General features: G+C 43.6%; 14 protein-coding genes. 10 read left to right on the forward strand and 4 right to left on the reverse strand.

What is annotated here, in order from left to right:
- The first annotated feature begins 25 nt into the window (after positions 1-25).
- The 4 genes from ACM0P2_RS12215 to ACM0P2_RS12230 all read left to right on the forward strand — a co-directional run bounded on the left by ACM0P2_RS12215 (position 26) and on the right by ACM0P2_RS12230 (position 5,312).
- Positions 26-892: a type 1 glutamine amidotransferase domain-containing protein gene (locus ACM0P2_RS12215; RefSeq protein WP_419226648.1), complete on the forward strand. Its 867-nt coding sequence runs from the start codon at positions 26-28 to the stop codon at positions 890-892.
- A gap of 14 nt (positions 893-906) precedes the next feature.
- Entirely contained in the window at positions 907-2,061 is a 1,155-nt protein-coding gene (locus ACM0P2_RS12220) for an iron-containing alcohol dehydrogenase (protein WP_173359936.1), read from the forward strand.
- A 99-nt stretch (positions 2,062-2,160) separates the two neighbouring features.
- Positions 2,161-3,267 carry an NADH:flavin oxidoreductase/NADH oxidase gene (locus ACM0P2_RS12225; RefSeq protein WP_173359935.1) on the forward strand — a complete coding sequence of 369 codons (1,107 nt, stop codon included), beginning with the start codon at positions 2,161-2,163 and terminating at the stop codon, positions 3,265-3,267.
- Between the two features lie 158 nt (positions 3,268-3,425).
- Positions 3,426-5,312: a putative bifunctional diguanylate cyclase/phosphodiesterase gene (locus ACM0P2_RS12230; protein WP_419226649.1), complete on the forward strand. Its 1,887-nt coding sequence runs from the start codon at positions 3,426-3,428 to the stop codon at positions 5,310-5,312.
- A 105-nt stretch (positions 5,313-5,417) separates the two neighbouring features.
- Here ACM0P2_RS12230 and ACM0P2_RS12235 read toward each other — a convergent pair whose 3' ends face one another.
- Positions 5,418-6,089, reverse strand: a complete 672-nt coding sequence (locus ACM0P2_RS12235; protein WP_159117605.1) for a nitroreductase — start codon at positions 6,087-6,089, stop codon at positions 5,418-5,420.
- Positions 6,090-6,322: 233 nt separating this feature from the next.
- Here ACM0P2_RS12235 and ACM0P2_RS12240 point away from each other — a divergent pair, with 233 nt between their 5' ends.
- The 6 genes from ACM0P2_RS12240 (at position 6,323) to ACM0P2_RS12265 (ending at position 13,799) form a co-directional block, all read left to right on the forward strand.
- On the forward strand, positions 6,323-7,825 hold the full coding sequence (locus ACM0P2_RS12240; protein ID WP_159117604.1) for a catalase: 1,503 nt from the start codon (positions 6,323-6,325) through the stop codon (positions 7,823-7,825).
- 247 nt (positions 7,826-8,072) lie between these two features.
- Positions 8,073-9,599, forward strand: a complete 1,527-nt coding sequence (locus ACM0P2_RS12245) for a response regulator (protein WP_159117603.1) — start codon at positions 8,073-8,075, stop codon at positions 9,597-9,599.
- Positions 9,599-10,951 carry a sensor histidine kinase gene (locus ACM0P2_RS12250; protein WP_159117602.1) on the forward strand — a complete coding sequence of 451 codons (1,353 nt, stop codon included), beginning with the start codon at positions 9,599-9,601 and terminating at the stop codon, positions 10,949-10,951. Before ACM0P2_RS12245 ends, ACM0P2_RS12250 begins: the two co-directional genes overlap by 1 nt.
- 116 nt (positions 10,952-11,067) lie before the next feature.
- A complete protein-coding gene (locus ACM0P2_RS12255; RefSeq protein ID WP_159117601.1) occupies positions 11,068-11,922 on the forward strand; it encodes an alpha/beta fold hydrolase in 855 nt (284 codons plus the stop codon).
- 453 nt (positions 11,923-12,375) lie between these two features.
- On the forward strand, positions 12,376-13,455 hold the full coding sequence (locus ACM0P2_RS12260) for a type II toxin-antitoxin system RnlA family toxin (protein ID WP_105929777.1): 1,080 nt from the start codon (positions 12,376-12,378) through the stop codon (positions 13,453-13,455).
- Positions 13,456-13,460: 5 nt separating this feature from the next.
- Positions 13,461-13,799, forward strand: coding sequence for a type II toxin-antitoxin system RnlB family antitoxin (locus tag ACM0P2_RS12265; protein ID WP_105929778.1), 339 nt, complete (start codon positions 13,461-13,463; stop codon positions 13,797-13,799).
- Positions 13,800-14,119: 320 nt separating this feature from the next.
- Here ACM0P2_RS12265 and ACM0P2_RS12270 read toward each other — a convergent pair whose 3' ends face one another.
- The 3 genes from ACM0P2_RS12270 to ACM0P2_RS12280 form a co-directional block, all read right to left on the reverse strand.
- Positions 14,120-14,602 (reverse strand): HNH endonuclease, encoded by a 483-nt coding sequence (locus tag ACM0P2_RS12270; protein ID WP_159117600.1) that lies wholly within the window; start codon positions 14,600-14,602, stop codon positions 14,120-14,122.
- A 125-nt stretch (positions 14,603-14,727) separates the two neighbouring features.
- Positions 14,728-16,464 carry a restriction endonuclease subunit S gene (locus ACM0P2_RS12275; RefSeq protein ID WP_167390607.1) on the reverse strand — a complete coding sequence of 579 codons (1,737 nt, stop codon included), beginning with the start codon at positions 16,462-16,464 and terminating at the stop codon, positions 14,728-14,730.
- Entirely contained in the window at positions 16,464-17,954 is a 1,491-nt protein-coding gene (locus ACM0P2_RS12280; protein WP_105929781.1) for an N-6 DNA methylase, read from the reverse strand. The genes ACM0P2_RS12275 and ACM0P2_RS12280 overlap by 1 nt, the downstream gene beginning before the upstream one ends.
- Between the last annotated feature and the right edge of the window lie 5 nt (positions 17,955-17,959).

Here is a 17,959-nt window from a genome sequence, read left to right on the forward strand (position 1 = left end):
ACTTTCAAGAGGGACAGGAGTTACCATGAAAAAAGCATCAACAATTTTATCGCTCACAGTAGTTATGAGCTCCGCTCAGCTCGCATTTGCGAATAACGAGACGCCGCCAGAACCTTCAAAAGGTGAAGTTCTCGTATTACTTTCAAGTGAAAATGTAATGCAACTTACCGAAGGTAAAACAGAGCCTACTGGTTATTATCTAAATGAATTTGGCGTGCCGGCAAAAGCATTAATGGATGCTGGCTATAAGCTCGTTCTAGCGACACCAAAGGGTAACGCTCCTTCGGTAGATAAGAAGTCTGTCATACCTCAATATTTTGATGGTGGCGAAGCACAGATGCGAGAGATTCAATCGTTTGTCGCGTCATTAGAGGGTATTGATGACACGCTTTCACTGAGTGAGGTTATTGCGCGAGGGCTTGGTGAATACGAGGGCGTGTTCATTCCCGGTGGACATGCACCGCTTATCGATTTAGCAAACAACCCTCAGGTAGGCGAGATTTTGTCTCACTTCCACCACGAAGGAAAACCCACTGCCGCAATCTGCCATGGCCCAATCGCCTTACTTTCTGGTCAATCTAACCCACAGGCGTTTGAGCTAGCATTGAAATCAGGTGAGCAGGCCACATCTGACAGTTGGATTTATGAAGGCTACAAAATGACAATCTTCTCGACACCGGAAGAAGCGTATTTTGAAAGCACTTTAGATGATGCAAGTTTGTTGTACTACCCAGCAGACGCCATGGCACAAGCGGGTGGCAAGATGGAATACAAAGAAATGTGGGCGCCTAATGTAGTGGTAGACCGTGAACTGATTACAGGACAAAACCCATTTTCCGATGAACTGCTGGCTGAAAAGCTTTTACAGCAGCTAAATTCACAATCTAATTAAGGACAGGCAATACAATGCTTAATTTTACATTTAAAAATCAAACCGAAATCCTATTCGGCAAAGGTCAACTAAGTGAAGTGTCTTCACGTTTGCCGGAACAAGCTAAAGTCCTCTTTTTATACGGTGGTGGCTCAATTAAGAAAAACGGTATTTACAATAAGGTAACTACCGCGCTTGAGGGCGCTGACGTTATTGAATTTCAGGGCGTGGAACCAAACCCAGAGTTTCAAACACTTATGAAAGCAGTAGATGTAGCCCGCGAAAATGACGTAAATTTTATTCTTGCTGTGGGCGGCGGAAGTGTAATCGACGGCGCAAAATTTGTTGCTGCGGCAGTCAACTTTGAAGGCGATCCGTGGGACATCTTAGTTAAAGGCGCCGCGTTTGAAAATCCGCTACCTATCGGCGCGGTACTTACATTACCTGCGACCGGTTCTGAAAGTAACGGTAACTCAGTAGTAAACAGAAAAGAAACCTCACAGAAGCGCGCGTTTTCTTCTGAAACGGTACAACCTGTTTTCGCCGTGCTCGACCCGGAGTTCACGTATTCACTGCCGCCGCGACAGGTGTCGAACGGCGTAGTTGACGCCTTTGTTCACGTAATTGAACAGTACTTAACTTACCCAGTAAATGCACCGCTTCAAGACCGCTTTGCTGAAGGTATTTTGCAAACCTTAATTCAAGAAGGACCTAAAGCCCTAGCAACACCTGAAGACTACGACGTTCGTGCAAATGTAATGTGGTCAGCAACTATGGCGCTTAACGGCCTTATTGGAAAAGGCGTACCACAAGACTGGGGTACTCACATGATTGGCCACGAACTAACAGCACTACATGGTTTAGATCACGCCGCAACTTTAGCCATTGTGTTGCCTTCGCTTATGTTTGTTCAGCGCGACAAAAAGCAGGAAAAAATCCTTCAACTAGGCGAGCGCGTTTTCGGTATTGAAAAAGATGACAAAGAAAAGGCCATCGACTTGACCATTAAAGCCGTACAGGACTTTTTTGAAACCATGCAGGTGAAAACCCGCCTATCAGACTATGACATAGAAAAGTCTGCAATTGATGGGCTTATCGACAACTTAGAGCGCAATGGATTAACAGCGCTTGGTGAGCATGGCGACATCGACCTTGCTAAAGCGCGCGAGATTCTAACGTTAGCGGCATAAGTCCAATCCCTCATGTGACCAGAAGCGCACATGCCTAAAAATAATAGCACCCAATGTTAGGTTGGGTGCTAGCCATTCTCAATATTGAAAGAGTGAAATATGACTGCTTTATTTGAACAATTTTCTTTGAAAGACGTGACCCTTCGCAATCGTATTGCCGTGCCCCCTATGTGTCAGTACTCGGCCGAAGACGGTTTTACTAATCAGTGGCATGAAGCTAACTACCAATCATTTGCACGAGGCGGTGCAGGACTTGTCATTGTTGAAGCCACTGCCGTTTCACCAGAGGGTCGAATTACGCCAAACTGCCTGGGCATTTGGAAAGACGAACACGTAGACGGCTTGAAAAACATCGCTGATCGCATAAAAAGCCAAGGCGCTGTAGCAGGTATTCAAATAGCTCACGCCGGTCGCAAAGCCAGTGCTAACCGCCCTTGGGAAGGCGATGATCATATCCAGCCTACCGAAGAAAAAGGTTGGCAGCCTATTGGTCCATCGGCAGAAGCATTTGGTGCACATTTACCTGTTACCCCAACGGAAATGTCTAAAGCCGATATCGAACGTGTAAAGAATGATTTTGTAAAAGGCGCTGAGCGAGCCCTTGAAGCTGGGTATGAATGGCTTGAACTTCACTTTGCTCACGGTTATCTAGCTCAAAGCTTTTTCTCGAAACACGCCAACAAGCGAACCGACGAATACGGCGGTGACGCCCAAGGTCGCGGGCGCTTCTTGCTTGAGACACTCGGCGCTGTGCGTAAAGTATGGCCAGAGAACCTGCCGTTGACTGTGCGCTTTGGCGTTATTGAATACGATGGTAACGACGAGCAAACACTTAACGAATCTATTGAGCTTATAAAGCAGTTCAAAGAAATTGGCGCTGATTTTGTGAGTGTTAGCGTAGGTTTCAATACGCCCGATGCGAACATCCCATGGGGGCCCGCTTTCCTAGCGCCTATTGCTAAGCGTGTTCGTGATGAAGCAGGTATTCCCGTAGCTACCGCTTGGGGGGTAGATACACCGGAACTTGCAAACGACACCGTTAAAAATGAACAGCTCGACGTAGTAATGGTAGGCAGAATGCACCTTACCAACCCACATTGGACTTACTTTGCTGCAAAACAGCTTGGCGTTGAGAAACCGTCTTGGGTAATGCCCGCGCCATACGCACACTGGTTGGAGCGCTACGCGCCGTCTGACGAGAGATAGCGCTTAATTCAGGCAGTAAAACAGAACGTTTTACTGTCTTTCTTTAACTCCATACATTATTCGCTCTAATTTACGGCGTAATACATAGACTTATATACACTTGCTTTTTATAAGGTTAAGTTTAAAGTTGACATTCACTTACTTCAAAAACTTAGCGAATGAAGGCTGGCAAAATACTTTCCCCATCTTTAGACACAGATGACCTGATAAAAATTAGAAGGCATCGCGTTACTCAAATAAGTACAGTGACATGCTTTGGGCTGTTTATCTCATTATTCGCTGCTAGAGACATCACCTTCGATATAATGCTCGTAGCGTTAGCAGCAATGTTCACTGCGGCAATACTCGCTTACAAACATTTTGTTGTCGCCAGCAGTTACCTACTTTTAGTCGCACTGTCGTCTATGCTGTTTGCCCTATCAGCAACAGGTGCAGGCACTTTCGATATCGCGATGCTTGGCTATCCAGCCATTATCATTTTTGCGGCTCTACTCGGCGGCATTGGGCTCTTTGGCACGGTGTTATCTCTCGTATTAGTTCAATGTATTATCCTTACATGGCTTGTTATGGAAGGCGTCATTACTCCCAACACGCCTAAATTAACGTGGTCTCATTTAACTTTTATTATGATCATTTTTGTGATCACAGGTTTCTGTGTGTTCATACTTGTGCAGGATATTCGTCGACTCATGACATCTCTGCAACTTGAATACACAAAGGTTAAGAAAAATAGAGAGCATATCCAGTATTTAGCCCATCATGACCCACTTACAAACTTAACCAATAGGCTTTTGGGAGAACGCTTATTTAACGAAAAACTAGCGCAAAGCGAAGCTAATGGATTGCAATTGGCGCTAGCTTTTATTGACTTAGATAATTTCAAACCTGTAAATGACGCGTTGGGTCACTCCGCTGGAGACCGTTTCTTACAGCATATTTCGCAATTAATAAATGAGAAGCTTTCTGACGATGAATGTCTTATTCGATTCGGTGGTGACGAGTTTATTGTGCTTGCTGCAAATATTACCGACCGCAAGCACATAGAAACCTTGTGCGAGCGTTTAATTGATTGGTGCTCTTCTGAGTTTGAAGTATTTCAAACTAACATAGTGGTTTCAGCCTCAATTGGCGTAGCAATAGCACCAAAGGACGGGGCCAAGTTCAAACAGCTATGCAGAAAAGCAGATGTGGCTATGTATGAAGCAAAAAGAAATGGTAGAAACCGCTTTGAATTTTACGATGTGAAGTTTGACGAAGAAAGCGACGAGAAGTTTTCGCTGATTCAGCGGCTTCGACCTGCTGTACTTGCCAACCAATTTGAAGTGTATTACCAGCCCCTGATTGATTTGAAGTCTGGCCAGATATGCTCGATTGAAGCATTAGTGCGCTGGCCACAAGAAGATGGGTCACTAGTGTTTCCCGATAAGTTTATTCCATTGGCAGAAAGTAGCGGGCTCATCAACCCATTAGGTGAATGGGTGCTAATTCAAGCATGCCTTTTCTGTGCTAAACTGCATCGCAATGGACACAGTGAGATATCGGTTGCCGTTAACTTGTCATTCGCGCAGTTTAAAGACGGAACTCTGCCCAGTATTTTAAAGCGCGCGCTAGATTTAACACAACTTAATCCCAAATTTTTAGAACTTGAACTTACTGAATCAATTCTCGCTGACGAAAACGGAAGTATTCCTGAGCAGCTTGAAAAAATGAAAAATCTTGGTGTTCAATTTGCTATCGACGACTTTGGCACGGGTTATTCCAATTTAAATTACCTTCGTAAATTCAATGCGCACAAGCTTAAAATAGACCGAATTTTTATTAACACATTAGGTCTTGACGAAAACGATGTTCCCTTGGTTTCAGCAATCATCAATATTGCGGAAAGTTTGGGAATGGTGACTGTTGCAGAAGGAATTGAACATGAAGCAGCGCTCAAAAAATTAGAGGAAATGGGATGTGACGTTGGACAAGGTTTCTATTGGAGTAAACCTGTTCCCGAAAAACAGATTGAAGCACTTATCGCATCGCAATCTTACACTTTGTAGGGCACTGCCACATCTTGCTTCAATCACTGTTCTTAACGCTTTAGCGCCTTACACTAAAAATAAAAAGCCGTTTGAAAAAATCATCAAATTGGGGAAGTACCCTGTTTAAAACCCGTGATAAGTCACAAATTCTTCGTTATCGGCGCGAGTCGAACGAACGTCGTTTGCCGGAAAATCAGGGGCTGGATAGCCCAGTGCTATACAAATCATAATAGCTTCATCATCAGGGATGTTAGCATACTTATGTACCACTTCTGACTGCATTATGCCCTGCCCATTTATTACGCAGCCAAGCCCTAAATCCCAAGCAGCAAGAACAATACCGTAGGCCAAAGAGCCCAAGCCAAATTGCGTTATGCCCGCAGGCTCTAATGACTTATCGTAGGTCAGCACCAAAGAAACCGGTGCATCAAACTGGCGGAAACCGCGCATCATCCAATCCATGCGCTTTTCTTTGTCCTCTCGGGAAATACCCATTACATCGAACAATTGTATAGCCACATCAATTTGACGCTGACGATGAATGCCCTCGTAGTCTTCTTTGTAGGGAAAGTCTCGAACGTGGGGCTTACCTTCCAGTGTATTTTTGGTATTGCCCTCGCGAATCTTATCTAACACTTCACCTGTTACTGCGTGTATTTTCCATGTTTGCGTGTTGTATGAAGACGGCGCCCATTTGGCCGCATTAATTATTTTATCTACCGTTTCTTTGGTAACTGGTTGATTTGTAAACCCGCGAACGCTTTTTCTTGATGCTGCAAACTCTGCAAAATTCATGAACTTCCCTAACACATTAAATAGCTCTCGAAATGTAAAAATAGAGTAAACAGGAGTGGTGCTCGCTTCAATAGACTTATCAATAAATTAGGATTGTTTGTTTTTATAGATATATATAGAAGTTTATAAACCCTTTCGGTCAGCAACCCGTAGCAACAGCAAGTCATGAGTCAGACACGCATAGTGTTTATGGAAGTTTGGCTTTGCAAAAAAGCAATCAAAGGAGTTTACAAATGGCTAAGAAACCGCAGTTAACCACCTCCGCAGGTGCCCCTGTAGTAAGTAATGAGACCACAAAAACCGCAGGAGAGCGCGGCCCTGCACTCTTGCAAGATTATCAACTTATTGAAAAGCTAGCCCATCAAAACCGTGAGAGAATTCCTGAGCGAGTTGTTCATGCTAAAGGATGGGGAGCACAAGGCACATTTACCGTTACCCACAATATTACCGACTATACTTGCGCGGATATGTTTTCCGAGATAGGAAAACAAACCGAAGTCCTCAGCCGTTGGTCAACTGTAGCGGGAGAATCAGGTGCAGCAGATACCGAGCGGGATGTTCGAGGATTTAGCCTTAAATTCTATACTCAGCAAGGAAACTGGGACATGGTGGGCAATAACACCCCCGTTTTCTTTATCCGAGACGGCTATAAGTTTCCAGATTTCATTCGTACACAGAAGCGCCATCCGAAAACCAATCTTCGCTCACCAGAAGCTATGTTCGACTTTTGGGCCGGCCAACCAGAAAGTGTTCACCAAGTGACCATTTTAATGTCAGACCGTGGTATTCCCGTTTCCCCTATGCATATGAATGGCTATGGCAGTCACACCTTTAGCATGTGGAACAAAGACGGCAAGCGTTACTGGGTGAAATTTCACTTCAAAACGCAGCAAGGCATCAAAAACTACACCAATGAGACCTCTGAAAAGATCATTGGTAGTACCCGTGAGAAATATCAGGAAGAGCTGTACAACGCCATAGAAGAAGGTAACTACCCTAAATGGAAGATGTACATTCAGGCTATGCCAGAGGAGGAAGCCGGACAGCAAAGCTACAACCCTTTTGATTTGACAAAAGTTTGGCCCCATGAGGAATATCCACTGATAGAAGTGGGCGAGTTGGAAATGAACAAAAACCCGGAAAACTATTTCCAAATGGTTGAGAACGCAGCGTTCAGTCCATCTAATGTAGTGCCAGGTATTGGTTTCAGCCCCGACAAAATGCTTCAAGCTCGTGTTTTTGCCTATGCTGATGCACACAGATATCGCCTAGGCACGCACTACGAAGCGCTTCCGGCTAATGCGCCCAAAAATAGTAAAGTGAATCACTATCATAAAGATGGTGCTATGCGCTTTTTTACCAACGACTTTGGCAATCCTGATGCGTACTATGAGCCGAATCAATATGATGGGCCAGTTGCAGACTTTTCGGTAAAAGAGCCTCCGCTTCGTATAGACGGAGATGCCGACCGATATCATCAGGACGAATCTGACGTTGATTACGTGCAGCCTCGTAAGCTCTATGAAATGTTCTCAGACGACCAAAAGGAACGTTTATATAAGAACTACGCTGCCGCAATGGGCCCATGTTCTGATAGTGTAAAAGAGCGTTGGTATGCAGTTTTAGAGAAGGTTCATCCCGATTATGCTGCTGGCGTGAAAAATGCGGTAGAAAGTTTAGATACGGATGTAAATACCGTGCCCATTACCGAAAACACACCGATTGAAGACAGTTAATTAGTTAAACCACTGATTACGTTAATACTCTCTTGTCGCTTGGCATTTAAGCGACAAGGGCATTAACCCTATAAACCCTTCTACTCTATTATCCTGTTTCCCTTCTTATTTACTATAAATCGCGGCAAACCTTTTTAATGTAAATATTCAAACACATTGAACTTTAGAACAATTTAATTTTGCTTTAATTGCGACAATAGAAATTGTGACGTACTTTTAAATCATATCCAGTCTTGTTTTAAAACCTATGTCGCTATTTAAAAAATCAATAACTGAAGCTGTTTCTGTTCGTAAAGCGCCCTGGAAGATTGCCATCATAGACGATGAAGAAGGCGTACACGAAGTCACTAAACTGACTTTGCGGAAATTCACTTTCGAGGAACGGGGCGTTGAGTTTTTGTCTGCATATAGTGGTGAGGAGGGCCTTGCATTATTCGAAGCCCACCCTGATATTGCACTGGCGTTTGTAGATGTAGTGATGGAAACTGACGACGCAGGCTTAAAGCTTGTTGACGCCATAAGAAACGATTTAGACAACCACACGTCACGTCTCATACTACGAACAGGACAACCCGGCCAAGCACCCGAAGAAGAAGTTATACGAAGATACGACATCAACGATTACAAAGCTAAAACGGAACTTTCTTCATTAAAACTAAAGTCTTGCGTGTATACCGCAATAAGGTCTTATCGCGACATTCAAACCATCGAAAAGGGTAAACGCGGTATGGAGGATGTACTGAAGTCGTCCTCATCCGTACTGGCGAGCCAGTCATTGTCTCAGTTTGGTAGCGCCGTATTAAAACAGACACTCACGCTTTTAAATCTAGATAACTCAGTGCTTTATCTATCGACTCAACACACAGATCTCTATGGCGACACCACAATGACGGTATTAGGCGCTAGTGGCGATCTAGTAGGATTGTGTGAACCCGGTATTTCTAAAAAAATACCAGAGTCTATTGAGGAAAAAGTCAAAGAAGTACTTGCGAGTAAAACCCATTATCAATCTGAAGAACTCTTTATCGGCTACTACCCTACCGGAGAGAGCACACACAATATTTTATACGTTAAACTCAACAGCCCTCTCGATGCCCTACAGCGTAAAACCCTTGAAATGTTTGCTTCAAACGTGGCGATAATTTTTCAAAACCTCACGCAAAAAGAGGATATTCAGCAAACGCAAAAAGAACTCATCATGGTGCTGAGCGACGCAATTGAAATGCGTAGCAAAGAAACGGGGGGCCACGTAAAGCGCGTTATTCTTATGACAGAGTTCTTGTCAGAAAAACTGCACTTGAGTAAAGAATTTATCGAAACCATTCGATATGCTGCAGCCCTTCATGACGTGGGTAAAATAAGTATTCCAGAAACGATTTTGCATAAGCCAGGTAAGCTTGATCCAGAAGAGTGGGAAATAATGAAAACACACGCTCAACGAGGTTACGACCTTCTGGCGGGCTCTGACCGTATTGTGGCTAAGATGGGCGCTATCATCGCTAAAACGCACCACGAACGCTGGGATGGAAAGGGTTATCCTGATGGTCTGTCAAAGGACGAAATTCCTCTTGAGGGGCGCATTATGGCGATTGTTGATGTAGTTGATGCGCTTTTATCTAAGCGTTGTTACAAGCCTGCATGGAGTGAAGAAGAGGTAAAAGCTTATTTGCGTGAAAATGCAGGTAAACAATTCGACCCGCTTATTACGCATATCATGTTGGAGCATTTCGACAAAATTCAAGAAATTCGCGCATTGGAACCGGATGAAGAGTAATGAAAGAGTCTTTAGAACTTATATTACTGCGTGTTAGCCAAAGTGCTGACATTGATAAGGGAGAATTAAGCCCTGCTCTTAGGCTTATTATTAATTCTGTTTGTGAGGGCCTGCAAATCACCCGAGCGGGCATCTGGCTTTACGATGCTGAACAGACCCTCGTTGAGTGTGCGCTGCTGATTGATAAAAGCAATAACCTTGAGCAGGAAAGCCTGGTCTTAACGCGAAAAGACTTTCCTCACTATTTCGAGGCGCTAGATAGCGAAAGAACGATTGCGGCGCACGACGCAATTACAGACGTTGCAACTTTTGAATTTGCCGATGTGTATTTGAAGCCGCTTGGCATCTCCTCGATGTTAGATGTACCTATTCGCCATCGTGGAAAAATGGTTGGCATAATTTGTTGTGAACACCAGGGTGAAGCCCGAACATGGGAAGATGATGAGGTAGTGTTCGCTGCATCGCTGGCTGACCTTTACGGACGAGCAATAAGTGCGAACGAGCGTGCAGTATATGAAGCGAAACTTATACAAGCTAACCAGACGCTAGAACAAAACGTAAAAGACCGCACGGCAGCATTAGAAGCTGCGCAAGAAAAACTGATTGAATCGGAAAAAATGGCGGCATTGGGTAATTTGGTGGCAGGTATTGCTCATGAGGTCAATACGCCGCTAGGAATAGCATTAACGTCTGTTAGCAACTGTAAAGAAGAGCTTAAAGCAATATTTCGCGATTTTGAACAGGGTGAACTGACAGAACAGGGCTTTAAAGACTTTGAGGAAGTCTGCTCTGAAGGCCTTACACTTGCCGAAAATAGCCTTATGCGTGCAGCGAATTTGGTACAGGATTTTAAACGAACTTCTGCCGACCAAACTTCATTGGAAATTGAAAAGATAGCACTAGATGAATACATTCCGCGGGTATGCAACCCGCTTAAGCCTATGCTTCGCAAAGAGCAAGTGGAACTTTCAATTGATGTAACACCCGACTTGGTGATTACAACCTGCCCTGGGGTTATCGCACAAATACTGACGAATCTGATTTCAAATGCACAACGTCACGCCTTTGGGCCGTCTGTAAATAACGGTGGAAACAAAATCGCCGTGTCTTGCAGTAAAAAAGACAACGATATTGTTATAAGCGTAAGGGACAACGGCAAAGGCATTGCCGAAGAGTTTCACCGAAAAGTCTTTGAACCATTCTATACCACCGCTAGAGATAAGGGCGGCACAGGACTGGGCCTTCATATTTTATATAATCTAGTTCGGCAAAAATTTAATGGTGATATTAGCCTTTTATCGACACCTGGAGACGGTACTACGGTAACCGTATGTATCCCCGCTGAGGACTGAGCTTTCAACGACTCACTCAAATATTTCGGTTGATTCTAGAACTGTCGTGTTTGCGACAGTTTTTTATTCACCAGCAGGCCAAGCTAGGCACATTTAAGGAATTTGAGTGAGTAAAGATGCAGCTTAACCAGTGGCGTGATAATGGTCAGTTTTTAAATATTAACCATCAGCGCGTTTTCTATCAAACTGAGGGAAAGGGCCCAGTGCTGTTGCTCATTCACGGCTACCCCACCGCTAGCTTCGACTGGATAAAGCTATGGCCTGCACTCACAAAGGCGTTTCGTTGTGTAACACTCGACATGCTGGGGTTTGGTTTTAGCACTAAAGCACCTAAAAAATACCTCATTAAAGAACAAGCCGCCGTGATAAGCGCTTTAATGGAGCATTTAAAAGTTAGCCATGCCCACGTTCTATCCCACGATTACGGTGATACCGTAGCGCAAGAACTTTTGGCGCAACACCTGGAAAAAAGCCTTTCGTTTAGCATCAGTTCACTGCACCTTCTCAACGGCGGCCTATTTCCTGAAACACATCGCGCCTTACCTATTCAGAAACTACTGCTCTCTCCTATTGGTGGGCTACTCATTCGCTTTTTAAACAAAAACGCAATTAGAAAAAGCATGCACAATATTTTTGGCCGAAACACACCGCCTTCAAATAGAGATATCGATGACTTTTGGGCGCTTATTACTGAAAACAATGGTCACAAATATATGCATTTACTTTTAGACTATATGAAACAGCGGAAGCAGTACCGAGAGCGCTGGGTAGGTGCCTTACAAAATGCCAACGTTCCTATGCGACTCACCGCCGGCATAGCAGACCCAATTTCTGGCGCACACATGGTGGCACGATACAGAGCACTTATTCCGAATGCTGAGGTAGTTGAGCTTGCTGATATCGGGCATTATCCGCAGATCGAAAGTGCTGAGATGGTGTTGGGATCTGTTTTTGAATTTCTTGGAAATTGAATGCTTGGGTGTCGCTTCGAAGAGAGAAGTTGGTCGGTGTGAGAGGATTTGAACCTGATCTATAACCCAATCTCACACTTTATAAATATAAATTTTGACCAAACCTGACAAACGTCTTTGTGCCATGGACTGCTAGTCAAGACTCTATTTCTATCCGGCATGATTGTACGTTTAGCAGACTGTCGCTCTCGCTCGTTTTTTGGACATTTCCGAGTTACGGCACATAAAGCACTCTGACTATTTGAATTATATTGAGTATGGCAAATGAAGTCGAAAAACGCAGTCTGTTCATTATTCTTAATTTGCGACTCAAAATCGCCAACTCTCTGATTCAAGTCCTGATGGCCAGCATGTCAACCCCGTAGCCACAAGGTTTCTGGCTTTTTTACTATTGTGTCACTTTCATATAATATGCTCGCATTTGAGCCCAGCTACGCTCACAGGGAGTGATTAATGTCCGACTACAAAAATCTAAATCTCGATAGAGATGCAATTGATGCTCACGTAGCCAAGTTTTTAGAATGCAACAATATGGTACAAGATGGGGAGCCAACAGTAGTCGGAAAAGCAAAGCGATATAAATTCGGTTCTGCTGGATCGAAGTTCGCAATGGTAGACCTTTATCTCAACCAAGATGGTACGACAACCATTAACCACAAAATTGGCACCAATCAGGAACTAGGTGAACATTTTGCTGATTACTTGAAGGCAACTATCAATCCAGCAGAATTTGAATCTGTAAATCTGTCTATTGATGGAATCAGGGCAGAAGATTTCGATTCAGTAATTGCTTTCATCAATGATTCAGGTGAGTTTGAAATAGAAATCAATCGTGATGAGCCTGCGTGCAAGCAAATCACGCTTAAAAGCATTGCGCACCAAGACCAACTTAAATTAACGAGCCATAGAACCACTAGAAATATGCAAATACAGGGGAAGCCCTTATCTTGCTATCGGCGAGTGATTTTCATGCTAACCGATCTGTTAGATCTTAAAGCGCTTGCTCAAGTTCTCTACAAAAAGGACGATAATAGTGCAGAGATAGTTCGGACTGAAATGGCAGAAGATCACCTAAAGCGATTTTTTGTGAATAGTTACGAACAATTACCTGCGCAGGTTAAAAAGCTGTTGATTTCGAGTTGCTGTGTAAAACTTGCATCGCCTCAGCTTCCCGATTATTGCCTTCTGCTATACCCAGATCTCAGAGCGTTAGAAGGAGTATTGAAGCTACTTCTTGACAGCTATGGTATGTCTGTTGCTAACGCCGAACATGGTTTTGGTGATTTTTTTAATGTCGACACAAAAAGTGGACAGTGTACAATTAAGTCGGATTTCAGCGCCCAAATCGGTAATGGTGCAATGGAACGCGCTTTCAATGTCGGCTATAGTTTTTATAGGAAACATCGGCATACCTTATTTCATATGGAGGAGTTCGACGGCGGTAGCCGTTTAATATCAAATTTGGAGATGGCTATTAGTCTTTCAAACGATGCTTACAATGCCATTGATAATTTGTATACCGCTAGAACATAACAATTATGATCAAGAAGATACGCATTATAGGTGATATTGCTGTGGTTACTGCTACCCCAGACTTTCACCCTTTGCGTCAGTTAAAACAGCTAACCGTAGAACTCGATAACTTAAAGTTCGAGGGTATGGTTTTATTCGATTTGCTAGCCGTCAACGGCTTGGCAGAGAATCGCTTTGCATCCATGAAATTCTCCGAACGGAAATTCGATCGCTCTTCCTTCGCGCTTGAATCAGAAGTAAACGCAAATATCAAAGACGAACAAGACACCATGGCCAAACAGGATCAAACTTTCCTACTTGGCAGCGTCCTCTCATCCGAAGAAGTTGAAAAATTTACTCACTGATTTTTGCGTGTTCGTTCTTGCTCACATAACAACCCGTCGCCCCGTAAAGAGAAGTTAGGGGACAGGTCTTACTTCTTACTGTTCATTGCATTTGTATGTCAAAATCACCTAAACAGAGGTGTTTGAACTTTAGGTTGTAACTCATAAGGGGACATAAACGGGCTATATCTAAATGTCCGCTCCTTATGCAGACTATTGCGACTTAGCTAAAAAGTGACTGCAAATTGCTCATAGCGGTCAGTCAGGTTAGATTGCCTCCTCTGAACTATTAATGTCAGATCAGACATAATCGAGTACAGATAATTATGTACAGATAATTATTAACCTCTGTCATTCACATTAATCAGTGAACGCACTTGAGCAACAGCAGAGTCAAAGTCCTTCAAAGCTTTATCGACAACTTTTTCAACCTCAGATTTCAAGGCTGTATTAGTGCCATTTGGTGGCATTAGCGACAACCATTCTTCAATATTCGAACGACGCTGCTCAAATATCGAGCTCTTACCTGACTTTTTGCTGAGAAAAGTTAACCAGTCCTCTTCTCGTTTTTCATCACCATTACAACGAGCACACGCCAATACATGGTTATGAATACTGTTACTTCCGCCCTCTGCCGACGGTATCAGGTGGTCAACGTGACCAGTTCTTGAACTGCGCTCAATTTCAACCCCGCAGTAAGCGCACTTGGACTCAAAATATGTCCACAACGAATCAACTTCACTTTTCTTTGGGTGTTGGTCATAGATAGCCCAAAGGCATCTCTTGATTTTATTTTTGGCCATTGATGGAGTGTCTTTAGCCATAATCATCCCCACTTAACATAAGCACCCATTCCTAATAAGACCGGCCATACTCAACTTAACTAACTGTATTCATTAATTTTTAACTTTAACAGCCTCGACAAAGTAGCCATTCAGTGACCAAAAACTTAGCTTGCTTGCTTAACAAAAGCTTCTGAAATATCGAGTTGTACCTTCTGTACCATTTTTAGCTTGCTTTTGAGAGCATCACACAACGCTATTAACTCTTCGACTTTGGTTACAATACGCTCTTGTTCAGGTAACGGTGGCAATGGGAATAACATTTTGGCAATAGCGGATGCAGGCATCTGTTGAATAACTGCACCCGACTTTTCATCAGCGACCTGTTTCCAATAGGCTGCACTATCAAAGAACACCTTCTTGAACGACACAATGTTAGAATTAATTGCTCTTATTATTAACATCTGAGCATTTATAAAGCCGGTATTGTATTCATCACTCTTCAAAAACATTGCTGTTTTTCCAACACTACCTCGCAATAAAACTACAATATCCTCGTGCCGCAACTTTCCACTATTCAGTGACTCGAACTTTTCTTTCGTAATGAATCTCAAGTCTGACCCAAATGCTAAAAATCCATCTTCAATGTCTGGTGCACCAAAAAATGGAACCCCCTTGCCAACCAGATCACTTCCGCTTGGATATTTACTGCTCCTGTCGCCATTTTCGAAACATGCAATATCAGCAAGTCGACACCACTCCCACCCATCAGGCAGATCAAACGGCTTTTCATCGTCAGCAATTGGCGGCAATGGCTTCTGCTTTTTGATTTTTTTATCTTTGATGAGCTGTTCTTTTTCAGCCGCGATACGCTCCAGCAGTTTTGATGCGGGTTCGTCGTTAGGGTCTTGTTTGACGAGTTTGCCCATTACGGCGAGCTGCAGGATGGTTTGCTTTAGCTGGTCGATGCTGTCTTCGGTTGCAAACAGTACATCGGAGTGTTCGCTGATGCGTTGCCAGCTATCATTGAGATCATCGGCATCCTTGGCGTTTGTAAGCGTCTCTAGCAGCGTTTTGACCAGTAGTTGATGTGCTTCAATACTGCTTTTGGTTTTTGACTCCAACTGGTCACACAGGGCCATTAGCTCATCGACTTTGGCGACGATGCGTTTTTGTTCTTCAATAGGTGGTAGCGGATGAACTATTTTTTCCATTCGCTCCTTAGTCATGTGAATCATGGCAATACCACTTCCACTTGCCTTAATTCTTTCTGATATAGCTTGCAAAAAAATCTTAGAAAAATGCTTGTCCAAACACTCCTCGGAAAATATGTCCATCTTCCAAATATGGTAATGATAAATCACCCTTCCACCCTGCCAGATGAATGGTCCAAATGAAGCAGACCATGCATAGATTAAATCGCCATCATCTATGTATTTCTCTGGTTCCAACTCAAGATCAGAGTAGTACCAATCATTTGAAGTGAATAGGTTACCAACTCGCAGTATCGGCGTACCTTCCTCAAGCATTTCATTTTTCTTGTATGCTCTACCGTTTATCACGTGAATTAAGTCTTCTAAGCTTGCTTCCATCCACTCTGGCGGGTATTCGAAGAATCGCTCAGGTTGAATATTTTTCTTTGAACGTGATTTTTTTAGAACCCCGCTATCAATTAGCTCCGCTTTTACATTCTTTGATCTGTTTAAAAGCTCTGATGCGGGTTCGTCGGTGGGGTCTTGTGGCACCAATTTACCGCGCACCGCCAACTCCAAAATCAGCTCACGCAGTTTTTTAATGCCATACAACTCAAGTTTATTTGAACTGCCTCGACCTGACGCCGATTTGGTTTTTATAGCCGAGGTCCAAATATCAATATTATCGGTAATTAGCTGTTCAACTGACATTAGACATTACCCTCTTTGCCTGTTACTGAACCGCCAGATGATAGTGCCCCAGACAAGATGCCTTTAAGCTGGTCACGCAGTGCTTGTATCTCATTTTGTTGGGTTTGATATTGTGCTAGCAACTCTTCTGGATCATGACTGACCTGCTCATCCTCATGCGGATTTTTTATGTCCAGGTTAAAGTTACGCTGGATGACTTCCTCAATCGATACTTTCCACGCATGCTCATTTTCAACGCGGCTGGCAAAACCATCTTCTTCACTGCCCCACCAGTCGATTTCGGTCTGAAATTCTTCAAACTTCATCGGCTTGGTTTTGGAATAGTTTTTCACACCCTTGGGGTACGGATGCTCATAGAACCAGATGTCTTTAGTGGGTTGACCTTTGGTGAAAAACAGTAGGTTGGTTTTAATGCCTGTATAGGGGTTAAATACGCCATTAGGTAACCGCACAATGGTATGCAAGTTACACTCCTCAGTGAGCAGCTTTTTAATTTTAGTTTTTACACCTTCACCAAATAGCGTACCGTCAGGTAACACCACTGCAGCGCGTCCTCCGTCTTTTAACACCTCTACAATCAACTGCAAGAACAAATCTGCAGTTTCACGGGTTTGCATCTCAGAGGGAAAGTTTTTCTCAATGCCATCTTCCTCTGTACCACCAAAGGGTGGATTGGTCACGATGACATCAAAGTCAGCGTCCCAGCTTGATAATGGCTTATTGAGCGTATTGTCATGCTTAATTTGAACTGGCACTTCAATACCATGCAGCATCATATTGGTAGTTGCCAGCAGGTGTGGTAACTGCTTTTTTTCCACTCCATGAATTTGTTTTTGTAGCGTTTGATGGTCGCTACCGGTTTTAACGTAGTTAGTTTTAATGTGGTCAACACTGCATGCTAGAAACCCGCCTGTACCGCACGCAGGGTCGAACACTTGTTCGCCCAGTTTTGGGTCAACTCGATTAACGATAAAGCGCGTGACTGCCCTCGGTGTATAGAACTCACCTGCGTTGCCTGCGCTTTGCAAGTCACGAAGGATTTGTTCGTAAATATCACCAAACAGATGTCGTTCTTTTGAGTCAGTGAAATCCACTTCGTTGAGTTTATTAATCACCTGGCGAAGCAGTGTGCCGTTTTTCATATAATTAAAGGCATCACTAAATGCTTCACGTACCACAAAACCACGTGGATTTTTGTCAATCGGGGCGGTTAAGTTTTTCAGCGTTGGAAACAAATCATCGTTTACGAATTCCATCAACTCATCACCAGTTATTCCCTGCTCATCTGCGGCCCAGTTACGCCAAAGATACTGTTCTGGGATAGGTTCACGGTAATCATCCAATTCAAGCTCAAGCTCTTCTTCCTGGGCATCAAATATTTTAAGGAACAGTAACCAGGACATTTGCCCCAAACGCTGCGCATCACCGTCGACACCAGCATCTTTGCGCATAATGTCCTGAATCGATTTAATGACTGTACTGACTGACATCTCTT

Origin of the sequence: Alteromonas sp. OM2203 (genome assembly GCF_048517045.1) — a bacterium.
Lineage (GTDB): Bacteria > Pseudomonadota > Gammaproteobacteria > Enterobacterales > Alteromonadaceae > Alteromonas > Alteromonas gracilis.